Genomic DNA, 16,616 nt, shown 5'->3' with positions numbered 1-16,616 from the left:
CATGCGACGCAGAGCCTTCCTCGGCCTCAGTGCCGCGGCCGCCAGCCTCGCGGCCGCGGGTGCCTTCGGCGGCTGGACGCTGTTCGGTCCGTCCGGACAGCCGCTGCTGCTGTCGGCCCGTGACGATGGCGACGGCAACCACTACGCCGTCGGCTATCACCTCGACGGTGAACGCGCCTTCGCCACCCCCGTCAACGAGCGCTGCCACGATGTGGTGCCGCACCCCAGCCTGCCCATGGCCCTGTTCGTCGGCCGCCGCCCCAGCACCGAGAGCTACCTGATCGACACCCGCGACGGTCGCCTGCTGCAAACGCTTACCTCGCCGGCCGGGCGTCATTTCAACGGCCACGCGGTGTTCCACAAGGGCGGCGAGTGGCTGTACGCCACTGAGAACGACACCACCGAGCCAGGCCGTGGCGTGATTGGCACCTATCGCCTGCAGAGTGAGCAACTGCTGCGCGACGGCGAACACAGCAGTCATGGCGTTGGCCCGCACCAGCTGCTGTGGATGCCCGATGGCGAAACCCTGGTGGTGGCCAATGGCGGCATCCGCACCGAAGCGGAGAGCCGCGTCGACATGAACCTCGACGCCATGCAGGCCAGCCTGGTGCTGATGAAACGCGACGGCAACCTGCTCAGCCAGGAACACCTGGCCGACCAGCAGAACAGCATCCGCCACCTCGCTGTCGCGCGCGACGGCACCGTGGTCAGCGGCCAGCAGTACATGGGCGCCCTGCACGATGCGGTGCCGCTGTTGGCGATCAAACGCCCCGGCCAGGCCTTCCAACCGTTTGCCCTGGGCGAGCCGCAGCGCGCGGCGATGAACCAGTACACCGCCAGCGTGGCGATCCATGACGAACTGCGCCTGCTGGCGATGACCGCGCCGCGCGGCAACCGCTTCTTCATCTGGGACTTGGACAGCGCGCAGGTACGTCTGGATGTACCACTGCCGGACTGCGCAGGTGTTGGCGCGGTAGCCGATGGTTTCGTCGTCACCTCAGGCCAGGGCCGCTGCCGCCTGTACGATTGCCGCAGCACGCAGATCGTCACCAACGCCCTGCAGCTACCCGCCGGTTTGTGGGACAACCACTTACGACTGGCCTGACGGGCTCAGGCGCTGCTGCGCTCGACCAGCTCGAAACCGACGTCCAGGCGCAGCGGCTGGCGCGCTGCCGCAGGCTCGGCGAAGCGCGCCAGCAGGGCATCGGCGATGGCGCAGCCGATACGCGGTCCGTCCACTCGAACGGTGGAGAGTGGCGGATGCGTATGGGCGGCACTGGACAGGTCGCCGAAGCCCATCACGGCAAGATCCTCGGGGATGCGCAAGCCGCGGCTGAGCGCTTCAGCCATTACACCCTGCGCAACCGTATCGGAGCTGCAGACCACCACGTCGCCTGCTGCATTCTCCTGCAGCAGGCGAGCCAAACCCTCGCGACCGACCGCCAGGGTCGCCGGCGCGGGCAGGATCCGCGAGGCCACCGGCGCGGTCAAATGGCCCTGCAATGCCGCCACCAGGCTTCGATAACGACGCATGCCGCGCGGGTCATCGATGCCCACCACCGACACCCGACGATAACCTTTGCCAATCAGATAACGCGCTACCGCCTGGCCAACCGCCTCATGGGAAAACCCGACCAGCATGTCCACCGGGTGCTCGCTCAGATCCCACGCCTCGACCAGCGGGATACCAACCCGCGCCAGGCGCTCACGACTGGCCTGGGTGTGCTCGGTGCCGGTCAGCACGATGCCATCCGGTCGACGCCCGAGCACCGCTTCGAGCAAGGCTTCCTCCTGCTCGGGGCTATAACCGGTCAGGCCCAGCAAGGTCTGGTAGCCCGCCGCCGCCAAGCGCGCCGTCAATGCCTGCACGGTATCGGCGAAGATCGAGTTGGCAATGGTCGGCAGGAAAATCGCCACCAGCCGGCTGCGACTGGACGCCAGGGAGCCGGCCGCCAGATTGGGTACGTAGCCGGTCGCCCGAACCGCCTCCAGCACGCGTTTACGGGTGGCATCAGTGACCACTTCAGGCCGGCCCAGCGCGCGCGATACGGTAATCGGCGACACCCCCGCGACCCGTGCGACATCCACCAGCGTCGGCGCTGCACTACTGCGGATGCCAGCAGCTTTCCTGCTCATTTCACGCCTCCATTGCTTGTGTGCCACCCACCTGGCAGCACCTTCACACACTCGAGATACGTTGTCATACAACTTTAGTCAAATGTCCCGACGCTTGCCCGACGCACCTTCAGCGCGAAACCACATCGGCCCGTCCTGGGCCATCCTGCACCTTCGCGGTCAACTGGCGAGATAGAGCCATCAAGACCATGAATAGACTTGCAGCCAGGGGAAAATCAAGCTCCCTTGAGGGCAACTCAGGAGCAGAAGAAACCGCTTAAATTCTCTGCTCTGTCACGTTGACATTGCCTGGGTTGGTGCTGATAATCGATTCAAGTCATACGACAACGTATGACAATCCAATAACAACAAGCAACAAGAGTCCAGGCCCCGCCATGACCACGACTACCAGCGAACTGCGCCCCTTCAATCGCCTGCTGCTGACCGGCGCTGCCGGCGGACTGGGCAAGGTACTGCGCGAACGTCTGCGCCCCTACGCCACTATCCTGCGCCTTTCCGACATAGGCGAAATGGCCCCAGCTGCCGGCCCCCACGAAGAAGTGGTGCGCTGCGACCTGGCCGACAAGACCGCCGTGCATCAACTGATCGAAGGCGTCGACGCCATCCTGCACTTCGGTGGCGTCTCGGTCGAGCGCCCCTTCGAAGAAATCCTCGGCGCCAACATCTGTGGCGTGTTCCATGTCTACGAAGCGGCCCGCCGCCATGGCGTGAAACGCGTGGTATTCGCTAGCTCCAACCACGTCATCGGATTCTACAAGCAGGACGAGCACCTTGATGCCAACAGCCTGCGTCGCCCGGATGGCTACTACGGCCTATCCAAGTCCTACGGCGAAGACATGGCCAGTTTCTACTTCGATCGCTACGGCATCGAAACCGTCAGCATCCGCATCGGCTCCTCGTTCCCCGAGCCAGCCAACCGCCGCATGATGAGCACCTGGCTGAGCTACGACGACCTCACCCACCTGCTTGAACGCTGCCTGTACGCCCCGAACGTTGGCCACACCGTGGTCTATGGCATGTCGAACAACCGCGACGTGTGGTGGGACAACAGCAAGGCCGCGCACCTGGGCTTCACGCCCAAGGACAGCTCGGAAGTGTTCCGCGCCAAAGTGGAAGCGCAGCCGATGCCGGCCGCCGACGACCCGGCACGCATTTATCAGGGCGGTGCCTTCGTGGCAGCCGGCCCATTCGGCGACGATTGAACACATCGCTGCGACTGCCAAAAACCTAACAACACGTAGAGCGCCTGACTGCCATGACAGCCGAACTGATTGTCGATGCGCGCAACGCCACGGGTGAGAGCCCGGTTTGGAACACAGCCGAACAGGCTCTTTATTGGGCCGATATTCCTGCCGGACGCCTGCATCGCTGGTCCGCTATGACTGGCCAGACGCAGAACTGGCAGGCCGAGGAAATGCTCGCCTGCATCGCCATGCATCCGGCCGGCGGCTGGCTCGCCGGCATGCAGAGCGGCATCTTTCATCTGCGCCTGCAGGACGACGGTAAGGTACAGGCCGAACGCCTGGCAGCAGTCGAGCACGCCCGCCCGGAAATGCGCTTCAACGATGGCCGCTGCGACCGTCAGGGCCGTTTCTGGGCCGGCACCATGCTGCTGGACATGGCACAGGGCGCACGCGTCGGCGCGCTGTATCGCTACGACGGTCAACTGCAACAGGTGCTGGACGACCTCATCGTGCCCAACGGCCTGGCCTTCAGCCCCGATGGCCGCACCCTGTACCTCTCCGATTCGCATCCGAGCGTACAAAGCGTCTGGGCATTCGACTACGACATCGATAGCGGCACGCCGCACAATCGTCGTCTGTTCATCGACATGAACCAGCATCCGGGCCGCCCCGATGGCGCGGCGATGGACGTCGATGGCTGCTACTGGATCTGTGGCAACGACGAAGGCCTGATTCACCGCTTCACCCCCGATGGCCGACTCGACCGCTCACTCGCCGTACCGGTGAAGAAGCCGGCGATGTGTGCCTTCGGTGGCGCGAACCTGGACACCCTGTTCGTGACCTCGATCCGCCCCGGCGGCGATCTCTCCGAGCAACCGCTGGCGGGTGGCGTGTTCGCCCTGCAAGCCGGCGTGTGCGGCATCGAGGAGCCGGCTTTCCAACCCTGATCCGATTCACCCCGGGCCGTTCGCGGCACCGGTATACACAGCTGTTCACCAACAACAACAAGACGGAGTTTTCCGCATGAACCTCAAACGCAAGTTGCTTCTCGCCACACTTCCTCTAGCGCTCGGTCTGTCCTCCTTCGCACAGGCCGAGACGACCCTGAAGATTGCCGAGATCCATCCCGCCGGCTACCCGACCGTGGTTGCCATGGAGAGCCTCGGCAAGAAACTGGAGGCGGCCACCAACGGCGAAATCAAATACCGCATGTTCGCTGGCGGCGTTCTCGGCTCCGAGAAGGAAGTGATCGAACAGACCCAGATCGGCGCGGTCCAGCTGACCCGCGTGAGCCTCGGTTCGGTTGGTCCGGTGGTGCCTGCCACCAACGTCTTCAACATGCCCTTCGTGTTTCGCGATATCGATCACATGCGCAAAGTGGTCGATGGCGAGATCGGCCAGGAAATCCTCGACGCCATCACCAACTCCGACTTCAACATGGTCGGCCTGGCGTGGATGGAAGCCGGCAGCCGCAGCCTCTACACCAAGAAGCCAGTACACAAGCTGGAAGACCTCAAGGGCATGAAGATCCGCGTGATCGGTAACCCGCTGTTCATCGATACCCTCAACGCCATGGGCGCCAACGGCATCGCCATGGACACCGGTGAAATCTTCAGCGCCCTGCAGAGCGGCGTGATCGACGGTGCCGAGAACAACTCGCCGACCCTGCTCGAGCACAACCATTTCCGTGCGGCCAAGTACTACACCCAGACGCATCACCTGATCCTCCCCGAGCCCCTGCTGATGTCCAAGACCACTTGGGAGAAGCTCACCCCCGAGCAGCAGGCGCTGGTCAAGAAACTGGCCAAAGAGGCCCAACTGGAAGAGCGCGACCTGTGGGTTGCCAAGGAAAAGGCCAGCGACGAGAAGCTCAAGGCTGAAGGCGTCGAGTTCATCGAAGTCGACACCAAGCCCTTCTACGACGCTACCGCCCCGGTACGTGAGAAGTACGGCGCACAGTTCGCCGACCTGATCAAGCGCATCGAAGCCGTTCAGTAATCCACGCGCAAGCGCGCGGCGCCGGCTCTCGCCAGCGCCGCGCAACCGGTGAAGTCTCATGAAAAACCTGGTTCTGGGCGTCAATGACGTCATCTACCGCGCCTGTATCGCAACCGCCGGCCTGGCGATCGTGATCATGGCCCTGATCATCCCCTGGGGCGTGTTCAGCCGTTACGCACTCGGTCAGGGCCTGGGCTGGCCCGAACCCATCGCCATCCTGTTGATGGTGCTGTTCACCTTCGTCGGCGCCGCCGCCAGCTATCGCGCCGGTGCGCACATGGCCGTGCAGGTGCTGAGTGATCGCCTACCCGACGTGGCTCAGCCCTTCCTCACCCTGTTCGTACGCCTGGCCATGGGCGCCATCGCCCTGTTCATGCTGATCTGGGGCTACAAGCTGTGCGTCGCCACCTGGAACCAGTACCTCAGCACGCTGACCTGGATGCGTGTCGGTATCAGCTACGCACCCATCCCCCTGGGCGGCCTGATCACCCTGCTGTTCGTCCTCGAACAACTGCTCTACGGCGACCAGCACAAACGTCGCGTCGTCGATTACGAGAACTGCGAAGATTCCAAGGAGTCCGTGTAATGGATGCCGCCATTCTGCTGGGCAGCTTCATTGCCCTGATCCTGCTGCGCGTCCCGGTCGCCTATGCCCTCGGCCTGGCGACCCTGATCGGCGCCTGGTGGATCGAGATTCCCCTGCACGCCGTGATGATCCAGATCGCCGGCGGCGTGAACAAATTCTCCCTGCTGGCCATCCCCTTCTTCGTCCTCGCTGGCGCGATCATGGCCGAAGGCGGCATGGCCCGACGCCTGGTGGCGTTCGCCGGGGTGCTGGTCGGTTTCGTCCGCGGCGGCCTGTCGCTGGTCAACATCACTGCCTCGACCTTCTTCGGCGCCATCTCCGGCTCGTCGCTGGCCGATACCGCCTCGGTCGGCTCGGTACTGATTCCGGAAATGGAAAAGAAAGGCTACCCGCGTGAGTTTTCCACCGCGGTAACCGTCTCCGGCTCGGTGCAAGCGCTGCTCACCCCGCCCAGCCACAACTCGGTGATCTACTCGCTGGCAGCTGGCGGCACGGTGTCCATCGCCGCGCTGTTCGTCGCCGGTATCGGCCCGGGCCTGCTGCTCAGCTTCACCATGGCCGCGCTGTGCCTGTGGTTCGCCAAGAAACGCAACTACCCGAAGGGCGAAGTGATTCCGCTGCGCCAGGCGCTGAAGATCTGCGTCGAAGCACTGTGGGGCCTGATGACCATGGTCATCATTCTCGGCGGCATCCTCAGTGGCGTGTTCACCGCCACCGAGTCGGCAGCCGTGGCGGTGGTCTGGGCGTTCTTCGTGACCATGTTCATCTACCGCGACTACAAGTGGCGTGAACTGCCGAAGATGCTGCACCGCACCGTGCGCACGCTGTCGATCGTGATGATCCTGATCGCCTTCGCCGCCAGCTTCGGCTACATCATGACCCTGATGCAGATTCCGTCGAAGATCACCACCGCGTTCCTGACCTTCTCGGACAACCGCTATGTGATCCTGATGTGCGTGAACTTCATGTTGCTGGTGCTGGGCACGCTGATGGACATGGCGCCGTTGATCCTGATCCTGACCCCGATCCTGCTGCCTGTCGTCACCTCTTTCGGTGTAGACCCGGTACACTTCGGCATGATCATGCTGGTCAACCTGGGTATCGGTTTGATCACTCCGCCCGTGGGTGCTGTGCTCTTCGTCGGTGCCGCCATCGGCAAGGTCACCATCGAGAACACCGTGAAGGCACTGCTGCCGTTCTACGTGGCACTGTTCATGGTACTGATGCTGGTGACCTACGTCCCAGCCATTTCCCTGTGGCTGCCGAGCGTCGTGCTCTGACAGCAAACCCGGGCATTGAACGACAACGCCGCCCAATCGGGCGGCGTTTTGCTTTAGGGCCTGATTTTCAGGCGATGACAACAGGATTTCGTCATGCAAGGTTCCACCCCGTTTCCGCGTCACATCGCCGTCCTGATCCTTGCCACACTGGCTTGCTCGTTCGCCGGCAACCACATCGCTGCGCGGATCGCCTTCGACCACGACACCGGGCTGCTACTGGCCATGCTGGCGCGCGCTGGCGTGACCTTGCTGGCGTTGATCGCGCTGGTGCTGTGGCGGCGTGAATCGCTGAAGCTGGGTCGTGCCACCTGGGGCTGGCAGATTTTGCTGGGCCTGCTGATCGCCATCCAAAGCTTCTGCATCTACTCGGCCGTGGCGCGCATTCCCGTGGCCCTGGCGCTGCTGGTGGTCAACCTGTCGCCGATCCTGCTGGCACTGCTTACCTGGGCACTCGGTGGTGCAGCACCCACCCGGCAAGCACTGGCCATCATGGGCGTAATCCTCTTCGGCCTGGTGCTGGTCCTCGATATTGCCGGGCGACTGACTGGCAGCGCTGCGCCGGATGGCGAATGGATCGTCGGGATTCTGTTCAGCCTGACCGCTGCCGGCGTATTTGCCGTAGCACTGTGGATCACCGAAAACCGTCTTTCCAAAATGGCTGGCTCGGTACGCAGCATGCTGACCCTGGCCGTGGTGTTCAGCACCTCAACCCTGCTCGGTGCCAGCGGCCTGATTCCTGGCGGGTTGAGCCTGCCGAATGCCAGTGCTGGCTGGATCGCCCTGGCCTGCCTGGTGCTGCTCTATGGCGCGGCCTTTTCCACCCTGTTCATCTGCATGCCGCGTCTGAACATCGCGCGTAACGCGCCGGTGATGAACATGGAACCGGTGGCCGGCATGGTTCTCGGCTGGCTGGTTCTGGGCCAGGTTCTGGAAGCGTTGCAGGTGATCGGCGGCTTTATCGTGGTTGGCGGCATCGTCGCCCTGGCCTATCGCCGCTAACAGGCCCTTGAAACTGACTGCACTGGCAAGACTGCGCCTGAAACAGCCAGCCAAACCCATGCACGCCCAACTTTTCTCACCACCAAAACGCACTCGGCGGCCCAAGGCCGCCGAGTGTATGCAAGGCGTTTCAGCCGTGCAGCGCTTCGGCCTCGGCCGCTTCATGCGCCTGGCGCAGGCGCTCGCGACTGTTGGTCAGGTGCAGGCGCATGGCTGCACGCGCCGCTTCGGCGTCCTGCCGCGCGATGGCTTCGAAAATCTGCTCGTGCTCGCGCTCCAGGCGCGCCATGTAATGGGTCTGATCGTCACGCGCCAGGCCGGCGGAATTGACCCGGGTACGCGGAATGATGCTGGTGCCCAGATGGCTGAGAATGTCGGTGAAGTAGCGGTTACCCGTGGCTTCGGCGATGCGCAGGTGGAAGTGGAAGTCCGAAGACACCGCATCACTGGCATGCGCGGCACTTTCGTTGATGGCATCGAGCGCCTCACGAATGGCCTTCAGTTGCACATCGGTACGGCGTTGAGCCGCCATCCCGGCAGACTCCACTTCGAGGCTGATACGCAGTTCGAGAATAGCCAGCACATCACGCAAGGTGACGATGGTCGCCGGGTCGATGCGAAAACCACTAGCGCTGGGCGTGTCCAGCACGAAGGTGCCGATGCCATGACGGGTCTCCACCAGGCCAGCTGCCTGCAACCGCGACAAAGCCTCGCGCACCACGGTACGGCTGACGCCCTGCTCTTCCATGATCGCCGACTCGGTCGGCAGCTTCTCGCCGCGCTTGATCAGCCCATCGCGAATGCGCTGCGACAGATCGGCTACCAGCTCCTGAGCCAGGCTGCGGTGCTTGCGACGAGCACGAGGTTGAGCGTTTTGCATTTCCATGGCGGACGAGTTCTCGACTTAAGACTTGAGGCTTTGCAGTAATGATAGCCTAGCAGTTGTACGATGACACTATGAATTCCCGACAATTACAGCCCTCGGAGCGCCAAATGCCAACGACTCTGCTGACTCTGCGCGATAGCCTGACACAACTGACCCTTGCTCCGGAACTGGGCGCAAGTCTGGTCAACTGGGTGCGCCTGAGCGACGGCCTGCCGCTTCTTCGCCATAACGACGAACAGGCGCTGGCCGCCGCCAATCCTCGGCGCCTGGCCTGTTACCCCTTGTTGCCCTGGTCCAATCGTATCGGCGGCGGTGGTTTCGCTACACCCGCAGGCTGGCAAGCGCTGAGCGCCAACACCGAGCATGAGCCCCTGCCGATACACGGCAGTGCCTGGCAACAATCCTGGCAGGTAGTCGACATGACATCAGACAGCGCCAACCTGCAGCTGGAATGCCAATCGCCTTTTCCCTACCGCGCCAACCTCCATGTACGACTATCTGACGGCTGCCTGCGCCTGACGTTACACGCCACCCATCTCGGCGCGCAGGCCGCCTGGTATGGCCTTGGCTTTCATCCCTATCTGCCACGGACCGCGCATACGCGCTTGCAGGCACAAGCAGGTGGTGTCTGGTTATGTGGCGAAGACAAACTGTCCAGCCATTGCAGCGGGCTACCCGCACACTGGAATTTCGAAGAGCCTACCTTGCTGCCGCAACAACTTGTCGACAATGCCTTTACCCAATGGCCAGGCAGCGCTCGCATCATTCAAGCGGACGCTGGCTATCAGCTCGTCTGCGAAGCCCAGGGCAGCGATATATTTCTATTGTTCTGCCCAGAAGCGCAGCACTTCTTCTGTTTCGAGCCCGTCACTCACCCGGTCAACGCCCACCATCTGCCGGGTCGGCCTGGACTGCAATTGCTGGCACAGGGACAAAGTTGTCAGATGAGTTTCACCCTGCGTTATCAGGCGCTTGCCGGTTGATCACTAGACATTCGAATGGCGTTGGTGATAATACGCAACAGTTGCACCATGCAACTTTTCTCGGAAAAAAGTTACTGACAGATAAGTAACCGAAGAGAAAAGAGAACGATGTAAAGCACGAAGCTTTACGAACTTTCTCCCTGCCACCCAAGGCAAACACCCTAGATCGACTGCAGGCGCAACGGTTAAACGTGGCGCTCCCACTATTCTGTGTATCGATCACAACCGACAGGTAAAACCCGTGACGAAAGACGAACTGCGCGCCGAACTCGAGCGCCAGGCGCAGCGTTACAAGGATGTATACGGCGGAGAAGTCATCACCTACGCCGCTCAACCAGACCCCGATCGCAAACCCTGGCGCAAGAGACCCAGCCTGCTCGATCAGGCGTTCGATAAAGAAATCGAGAAGATCGAAAAAGAGCGCCAGGAAAAGAAAGAAGCGGCCAACGAGTGCGAATAAGCTCCTGAGCGGGTATTGCAGCCGCGTAAAACGCGGCTGCAAGTGACATCAACGCTTCTTGCCTCCCATCAGCGACCCCATCAATCCACGCACCAGTTGCCGACCGAGTTGATTGGCCGCCTGGCGCATGGCACTTTTCATCGCGCCGCCGAGCAACTCGCCCGCCATCTGCCCAAGTCCCTGATCCTGCGTTGCTGTCTTGGTCTTGGTACTGACTTGCGCCGGTGCTTCGGCGGCTGCCTGCGCCGCACGAGCAGTCAGCAGCTCGTAGGCCGACTCGCGGTCGATGGGTTTGTCGTAACGACCGGCGAGGGGCGATTGACGCACCAGCGCCGCTCGCTCGGCTTCGTTCAACGGGCCGATGCGTGATTGCGGCGGGGCGATGGCCACGCGCTGAACCATGGCCGGCGTGCCCTTTTCCTCCAACGTACCCACCAATGCTTCGCCAATCCCCAGTTCGGTGAGCACATTCAGCGTGCTGAACGCCGGGTTCGGGCGAAATCCATCAGCCACCGCACGCAAGGCCTTTTGCTCCTTGGCAGTGAAGGCACGCAAGCCGTGCTGGATGCGCAGACCAAGTTGAGCCAGTACGTCGTCCGGCAGATCGCCTGGCGACTGAGTGACGAAATACACCCCGACGCCCTTGGAACGAATCAACCGCACCACCTGCTCCAGCCGCTCCTGCAGCGCCTTCGGCGTGCCCTGAAAGAGCAGGTGCGCCTCATCGAAGAACAACGCCAGCACCGGCTTGTCGGCGTCACCGCGCTCCGGCAGTTGTTCGAACAACTCAGCCAACAGCCACAGCAGGAAGGTTGCATACACCTTTGGCGCTTCGTGAACCAGGCGGGTGGCATCGAGCAGGTGCACGCGGCCGCGGCCATCGCGATCAGGATGCAACAGGTCTTCGAGCTGCAACGCCGGCTCGCCGAACAGGGCCTCGGCGCCCTGCTGCTCCAGCCCTGCCAGGCGACGCAACAGCGCCTGCGCGGACGTATTGGTGAACAGTGCACTGTCCTCACCCAACACCTGCGGATTGTCCTTGAGGTAGCCGAGCAGTGCTTTCAGGTCCTTCAAGTCGAGCAGCAGCAGACCTTCGCGGTCAGCCACCTTGAACGCCGCATAGAGTGCCGCCTGCTGACTGTCGGTCAGCTCGAGCAGCGCACCGAGCAGCAGCGGCCCCATCTCACTGAGCGTGGTACGCAGTGGATGGCCACTCTGGCCATGTACGTCCCACAGCGTCACCGGATACGCCTGCGGCTGGTGATTCAGCCAGGGCATGCTGGCGATACGCTCGGCGACCTTGCCTTGCGGCATGCCGACAGCGCCAAGACCACACAGGTCGCCTTTGACATCGGCGGCGAACACTGCCACCCCGGCGTCACTGAAGGTCTCGATCAATCGCTGCAAAGTCACTGTCTTGCCGGTGCCGGTAGCGCCCGCAATAAGGCCGTGACGGTTCGCTAGACGTAATGGCTGACCAACCGCCTGACCATCACTGCCAGCACCCAATACGAACTGTGAATTCAAAGGCATCTTGCCATCCCCTGGGTTAAAGCTTTACTGCAGATATGCCGACACAAACAGCAGAGCAAGTAGCTATTCCACCTGCCGCAACAGCCCACACAAGCGCCCTTCAAGCGCCGTCGTGGAACACAAGACTGGTTCCAGAGCCATTCGGACGCAAGACAACATGACCAAAAACCTGCAGTTCAGCCACAAGATTCTGCTCGCAGCGTCCTTGGTGGTGATCGCCGCCTTCTCGCTGTTCACCCTCTACAACGACTATCTACAACGCAATGCCATCCGCGAGGACCTGGAAAGCTACCTGCAGGAAATGGGTAACGTAACGGCCAGCAACATTCAGAACTGGCTATCCGGGCGCATTCTGCTGGTGGAAAGCGCGGCGCAGTCGATCAGCAATGACAGCGAGACGGATCGCGTGGTCAAGCTGCTGGAGCAAAAGGCACTGACTTCTTCTTTCGCCTTCACCTATCTGGGCACCGAGAGCGGTGGTTTCACCATGCGCCCGGACGAGCAGATGCCCGCCGACTACGACCCACGCAGCCGCCCCTGGTACAAGGATGCCCTGGCCGCCGGTGGCACTACCCTGACCGAGCCTTACGTCGACGCGGCCACCAGTGAGCTGATCATCACCATCGCCACCCCGGCACGCCCGGCTGGCGTGGTCGGTGGCGACCTGAGCCTGCAAACTCTGGTCAACATCATCAATGCACTGGACTTCGACGGCATCGGCTATGCCTTCCTGGTCAGCGCCGACGGCAAGATCCTGGTACACCCGGACAAGAACCTGGTGATGAAGAACCTCAAGGATATCTACCCGCAGAACACCCCGAGCATCAGCAACGCATTCAGCGAAGTGTCAGTCGATGGCGACACCCGCATTCTCACCTTCACCCCGGTGCAGGGGCTGCCTTCGGTCAAGTGGCACATCGGTCTGTCCATCGACAAAGCCAAGGCCTACTCGATGCTCAGCGAATTTCGCACCTCGGCCATCGTCGCCACGGTAATTGCTGTGGTGCTGATCATCGCCCTGCTCGGTCTGTTGATCCGCGTGCTGATGCAGCCGCTGAACACCATGGGCAAGGCCATGGAGGACATCGCCCAGGGCGAAGGCGACCTGACCAAGCGCCTGGCGATTCAATCCAACGACGAATTCGGCGCGCTGGCCAGTTCCTTCAACCGCTTCGTCGAGCGTATCCACAGCTCCATCCGTGAGGTGTCGTCCGCCACGGTGCAAGTCAACGAAGTGGCCAAGCTGGTGGTCAATGCCTCCAACTCGTCGATGGCCAACTCTGACGAACAGGCCAGCCGCACCAACAGCGTGGCGGCGGCGATCAACCAACTCGGTGCCGCCGCGCAGGAAATCGCCCGCAACGCTGCCGACGCCTCGAACCAGGCCTCGGATGCTCGCCATCAGGCGGAAGATGGCGGCAAGGTCGTGCAACAGGCGATCCGCTCGATGAGCGAGCTCTCGGACAAGATCAGCGACGCCTGCGCCAAGATCGAAATGCTCAACAGCAAGACCGTGGACATCGGCCAGATTCTCGAAGTGATCAAGAGCATCTCCCAGCAGACCAACCTGCTCGCGCTCAACGCCGCCATCGAAGCGGCCCGCGCCGGTGAAGCCGGTCGCGGCTTCGCCGTGGTCGCCGACGAGGTGCGCAACCTGGCGCACCGCACCCAGGAGTCGGCACAGGAAATCGAGAAGATGATCGAGGAGCTGCAGGTTGGCTCACGCGAGTCGGTCACCACCATGACCGAAAGCCAGCGCTACAGTGAGGACAGTGTGGAGATCGCCAACCAGGCCGGTGAGCGCCTGGGCACGGTGACCGCGCGTATCGGTGAGATCGATGGCATGAACCAGTCGGTCGCGACCGCCACCGAAGAGCAGACCTCGGTGATCGAGTCGCTGAACATGGACATCATCGAGATCAACACCCTCAACCAGGAAGGTGTGGAAAACCTGCAGGCCACCCTGCGCGCCTGCGGCGATCTGGAGCAACAGGCCGTGCGCCTCAAGCAACTGGTCGACAGTTTCCGCATCTAACCCACCGGCAACGAAACGGGCGCCTCGGCGCTAATGCCAGTCAGTCAAGCGTCAGGATACGGGTATAGGTAGGGTGCGCCGTGCGCACCGAAATGCCGACGTTACCTTCATTGGTGCGCACGGCGCACCCTACAAAGGCCATCCGCGCCAGACATTACGTCTCATCTGATCGGGCATGAGTCTCGGTGCCCTTCTTCTTTATCGCTCGTGCTCGGGTTTGTCTTCGGTCTGTTCCTGCAACTGGCGCCACAACTCGGCCGCCTCGGCGAACTCGGTACCATCCTCTTCGCTCAACGCGTCGGGATCGTAACGCCGCACGCAGCCCTCTCCCAATGTCGGCGGCGCCTTGGAGGTCGCCTTGTCCAACGGATCGCTCATTGCCGCCTCCTCAGCCTACGCTCAACTCGCCCTGCTCATGCTGGGCGAATTCCTTGACTGCGCGAAGCACGTCATGACGGCTGATCTGACCAACCAGACGACCGTTCTCGATCACCGGCATGCGCCGACGCCGCCCACGCAGGAAACGTTCCGACAGATCGATGATGTCCGCCTCCGGGCTGACGGTCTCGACCTCGGTGGTCATGTAGGTGCTGACGTTGCCACCAGTGGCTTCGTAGTAGGCGCCAGAGAGAATGCCACGCAAGCAATCACCCTCCGACAACAGGCCAATCAGGTGGCCCTGGGAGTCGACCACCGGAGCGCCGGAAATACGGTGCTCCAGCAATCGGTTGATGGCAGTGAACAGATCGGTATCCGACCTGAACGTCACCAGATGGCGGGTCATGTAGTCGCGCACCTTGATGGACTTGAGCATGGGCGTTCTCCTGTGACAGGCATCGAGTCGGCCCACACCGCAAGATCAGTCGAACACCACCGTCTTGTTGTCGTGCACCAACACTCGGTCTTCCAAGTGATAGCGTAGCCCACGGGCCAGAACCATTTTCTCCACGTCCTTACCGAGGCGCACCATCTCCTCGATATCGTCGCGGTGCGTCACGCGCACCACGTCCTGCTCGATGATCGGGCCGGCGTCCAACTCCTCGGTCACGTAGTGCGAGGTGGCGCCGATCAACTTCACGCCGCGCAACGAGGCTTGGTGGTAGGGCTTGGCGCCGACGAACGACGGCAGGAAGCTGTGATGGATGTTGATCACACGCTGAGCGAATTCGGCGCACAACGCCGGTGGCAGGATCTGCATGTAGCGCGCCAGGACGATGACATCGGCCTGATGCTCCTTGACCAGACGCTCCACCTCGGCGAAGGCCGGCGCCTTGTTCTTGGGGTCGACCGGAACATGGAAGTACGGAATGCCATGCCACTCGACCATGCTGCGCAGGTCGTCATGGTTGGCGATCACACAGGGGATCTCGCAGTCGAGCTCATTGCTGTGCCAGCGGTGCAACAGATCAGCCAGGCAGTGCGACTCACGACTGGCCATCAGCACCACACGCTTTTTCTGTGCCGAGTCGGTGACGCGCCACTCCATGGAGAACTCACGGGCAATCGGCGAGAAGGCTTGCTTGAAACCGTCCAGGTCGAACGGCAGGGAATCGGCACGAATTTCATGGCGCATGAAGAACCAGCCACTCTGCGTATCGGAGTGGTGGCTGGCTTCGGTAATCCAGCCGTTATAAGTGGCGAGGAAATTACTGACTTTGGCAACGATGCCGACGCGGTCAGGGCAGGAGATGACCAATCTGAACGTACGCATGACTAAAACCCCAATGCCAATAGCGGCGCAAAAGTCGGCCATTCTAACGATATGCCGGCAAAACTGCAGCAACGACGCACCTTTCAAGGCCACGGCCGAACGGATAGAAAGTGCACGACTAACGCGCATTGAAAACTTCATGAGCGAGTTGCAACTGCCAATTTAATTCAGGCGCGTGCGACACAAAGGGTTGCATTGCACTGCAGTTATTTCATGGCTCGCTGTTTACTTGCTATAAGTGCGTGACTATTATTACGCCACTGTTCACTCCTCCGATTTATTCACGCCAAGGTAATGCCCATGTCGCTGATCAATGAATACCGCGCTACAGAAGAAGCCATCAAGGAACTGCAAGAGCGTCTGAAGAACCTGTCGCAAGACGACAAGCTGAAGAAAGAACTGGAATTCGAAGGCAAGCTGCGCACCCTGATGGGCGAATATCAGAAGTCGCTGCGCGACATCATCGCCCTGCTCGACCCTGAGGCCAAAACTGCCAAAGGCGCACGCGCCAGCAAGCCGGCCGCCACCAAGCGCGCACGCAAGGTGAAGCAGTACAAGAACCCGCACAGCGGCGAAGTGATCGAAACCAAAGGCGGCAACCACAAGACCCTGAAAGAGTGGAAAGCCAAGTGGGGCGCCGATGTCGTCGAAGGCTGGGCCACGCTGCTGGGCTAACACCTGAGCGACACCGAAAACGCCAGCCATGCTGGCGTTTTTTATTGCTTATGTTTTCCTGCATCGACCGAGAAAGCAGTTTTGGGCAATGTCTTGTGCCGAGACTTGCCGCGCTCAATTAATCTGAGCACTGCCCAGCCGGCAGCAAAA

17 protein-coding genes are annotated in these 16,616 nt (G+C 61.7%); 11 read left to right on the top strand and 6 right to left on the bottom strand.

The features are described from left to right. Position 1: 1 nt before the first annotated feature. On the top strand, positions 2–1,105 hold the full coding sequence (locus tag BM059_RS09725; protein ID WP_074938271.1) for a DUF1513 domain-containing protein: 1,104 nt from the start codon (positions 2–4) through the stop codon (positions 1,103–1,105). A 5-nt stretch (positions 1,106–1,110) separates the two neighbouring features. Here the strand turns inward: BM059_RS09725 and BM059_RS09720 are convergent, their stop codons facing one another. Next, positions 1,111–2,136: a LacI family DNA-binding transcriptional regulator gene (locus tag BM059_RS09720; protein ID WP_074938270.1), complete on the bottom strand. Its 1,026-nt coding sequence runs from the start codon at positions 2,134–2,136 to the stop codon at positions 1,111–1,113. Positions 2,137–2,510: 374 nt separating this feature from the next. Here BM059_RS09720 and BM059_RS09715 point away from each other — a divergent pair, with 374 nt between their 5' ends. The 6 genes from BM059_RS09715 to BM059_RS09690 all read left to right on the top strand — a co-directional run bounded on the left by BM059_RS09715 (position 2,511) and on the right by BM059_RS09690 (position 8,183). Beyond that, complete coding sequence (locus tag BM059_RS09715) at positions 2,511–3,338, top strand: NAD-dependent epimerase/dehydratase family protein (RefSeq protein ID WP_074938268.1); 828 nt, start codon at positions 2,511–2,513, stop codon at positions 3,336–3,338. Between the two features lie 53 nt (positions 3,339–3,391). Continuing rightward, positions 3,392–4,267 (top strand): SMP-30/gluconolactonase/LRE family protein, encoded by an 876-nt coding sequence (locus tag BM059_RS09710; RefSeq protein WP_074938267.1) that lies wholly within the window; start codon positions 3,392–3,394, stop codon positions 4,265–4,267. A gap of 76 nt (positions 4,268–4,343) precedes the next feature. Then, positions 4,344–5,318 (top strand): TRAP transporter substrate-binding protein, encoded by a 975-nt coding sequence (locus BM059_RS09705; protein WP_037003198.1) that lies wholly within the window; start codon positions 4,344–4,346, stop codon positions 5,316–5,318. 58 nt (positions 5,319–5,376) lie between these two features. Next, positions 5,377–5,904, top strand: coding sequence for a TRAP transporter small permease (locus BM059_RS09700; RefSeq protein WP_037003197.1), 528 nt, complete (start codon positions 5,377–5,379; stop codon positions 5,902–5,904). Continuing rightward, entirely contained in the window at positions 5,904–7,184 is a 1,281-nt protein-coding gene (locus tag BM059_RS09695; protein WP_037003196.1) for a TRAP transporter large permease, read from the top strand. The genes BM059_RS09700 and BM059_RS09695 overlap by 1 nt, the downstream gene beginning before the upstream one ends. A gap of 93 nt (positions 7,185–7,277) precedes the next feature. Then, positions 7,278–8,183 carry an EamA family transporter gene (locus BM059_RS09690; RefSeq protein WP_074938265.1) on the top strand — a complete coding sequence of 302 codons (906 nt, stop codon included), beginning with the start codon at positions 7,278–7,280 and terminating at the stop codon, positions 8,181–8,183. Between the two features lie 130 nt (positions 8,184–8,313). On the opposite strand, the gene BM059_RS09685 is transcribed toward BM059_RS09690, so the two are convergent. After that, positions 8,314–9,069: a FadR/GntR family transcriptional regulator gene (locus BM059_RS09685; protein WP_037003194.1), complete on the bottom strand. Its 756-nt coding sequence runs from the start codon at positions 9,067–9,069 to the stop codon at positions 8,314–8,316. A gap of 107 nt (positions 9,070–9,176) precedes the next feature. Here BM059_RS09685 and BM059_RS09680 point away from each other — a divergent pair, with 107 nt between their 5' ends. Further along, entirely contained in the window at positions 9,177–10,052 is an 876-nt protein-coding gene (locus BM059_RS09680) for an aldose 1-epimerase (RefSeq protein WP_074938263.1), read from the top strand. A gap of 241 nt (positions 10,053–10,293) precedes the next feature. Then, positions 10,294–10,512 (top strand): hypothetical protein, encoded by a 219-nt coding sequence (locus BM059_RS09675; RefSeq protein WP_037003192.1) that lies wholly within the window; start codon positions 10,294–10,296, stop codon positions 10,510–10,512. A 48-nt stretch (positions 10,513–10,560) separates the two neighbouring features. On the opposite strand, the gene BM059_RS09670 is transcribed toward BM059_RS09675, so the two are convergent. After that, positions 10,561–12,045 (bottom strand): helicase HerA-like domain-containing protein, encoded by a 1,485-nt coding sequence (locus tag BM059_RS09670; RefSeq protein ID WP_074938262.1) that lies wholly within the window; start codon positions 12,043–12,045, stop codon positions 10,561–10,563. Between the two features lie 157 nt (positions 12,046–12,202). Between BM059_RS09670 and BM059_RS09665 the strand changes: the two genes are divergently transcribed. After that, complete coding sequence (locus tag BM059_RS09665; RefSeq protein ID WP_074938260.1) at positions 12,203–14,080, top strand: methyl-accepting chemotaxis protein; 1,878 nt, start codon at positions 12,203–12,205, stop codon at positions 14,078–14,080. Positions 14,081–14,278: 198 nt separating this feature from the next. Here BM059_RS09665 and BM059_RS09660 read toward each other — a convergent pair whose 3' ends face one another. From BM059_RS09660 to purU, 3 genes are read right to left on the bottom strand one after another with little or no spacing between them, the layout of a single operon-like run. Then, a complete protein-coding gene (locus BM059_RS09660) occupies positions 14,279–14,458 on the bottom strand; it encodes a hypothetical protein (RefSeq protein ID WP_074938258.1) in 180 nt (59 codons plus the stop codon). Positions 14,459–14,468: 10 nt separating this feature from the next. Beyond that, complete coding sequence (locus tag BM059_RS09655; RefSeq protein ID WP_037003186.1) at positions 14,469–14,894, bottom strand: CBS domain-containing protein; 426 nt, start codon at positions 14,892–14,894, stop codon at positions 14,469–14,471. A 45-nt stretch (positions 14,895–14,939) separates the two neighbouring features. Beyond that, on the bottom strand, positions 14,940–15,791 hold the full coding sequence (gene purU / locus BM059_RS09650; protein ID WP_074938256.1) for a formyltetrahydrofolate deformylase: 852 nt from the start codon (positions 15,789–15,791) through the stop codon (positions 14,940–14,942). 300 nt (positions 15,792–16,091) lie between these two features. Here purU and mvaT point away from each other — a divergent pair, with 300 nt between their 5' ends. Then, the gene (mvaT, locus tag BM059_RS09645; RefSeq protein WP_037003183.1) at positions 16,092–16,466 is read left to right on the top strand and encodes a histone-like nucleoid-structuring protein MvaT; all 375 of its coding nucleotides are present in this window, start codon (positions 16,092–16,094) and stop codon (positions 16,464–16,466) included. The last annotated feature ends 150 nt before the right edge of the window (positions 16,467–16,616 follow it).

Source organism: Ectopseudomonas composti (assembly GCF_900115475.1).
Taxonomy (GTDB): Bacteria; Pseudomonadota; Gammaproteobacteria; order Pseudomonadales; family Pseudomonadaceae; genus Aquipseudomonas; species Aquipseudomonas composti.
The sequence above is the reverse complement of the archived record's forward strand: the minus strand, read 5'-3'. Positions and strand labels throughout refer to the sequence as shown.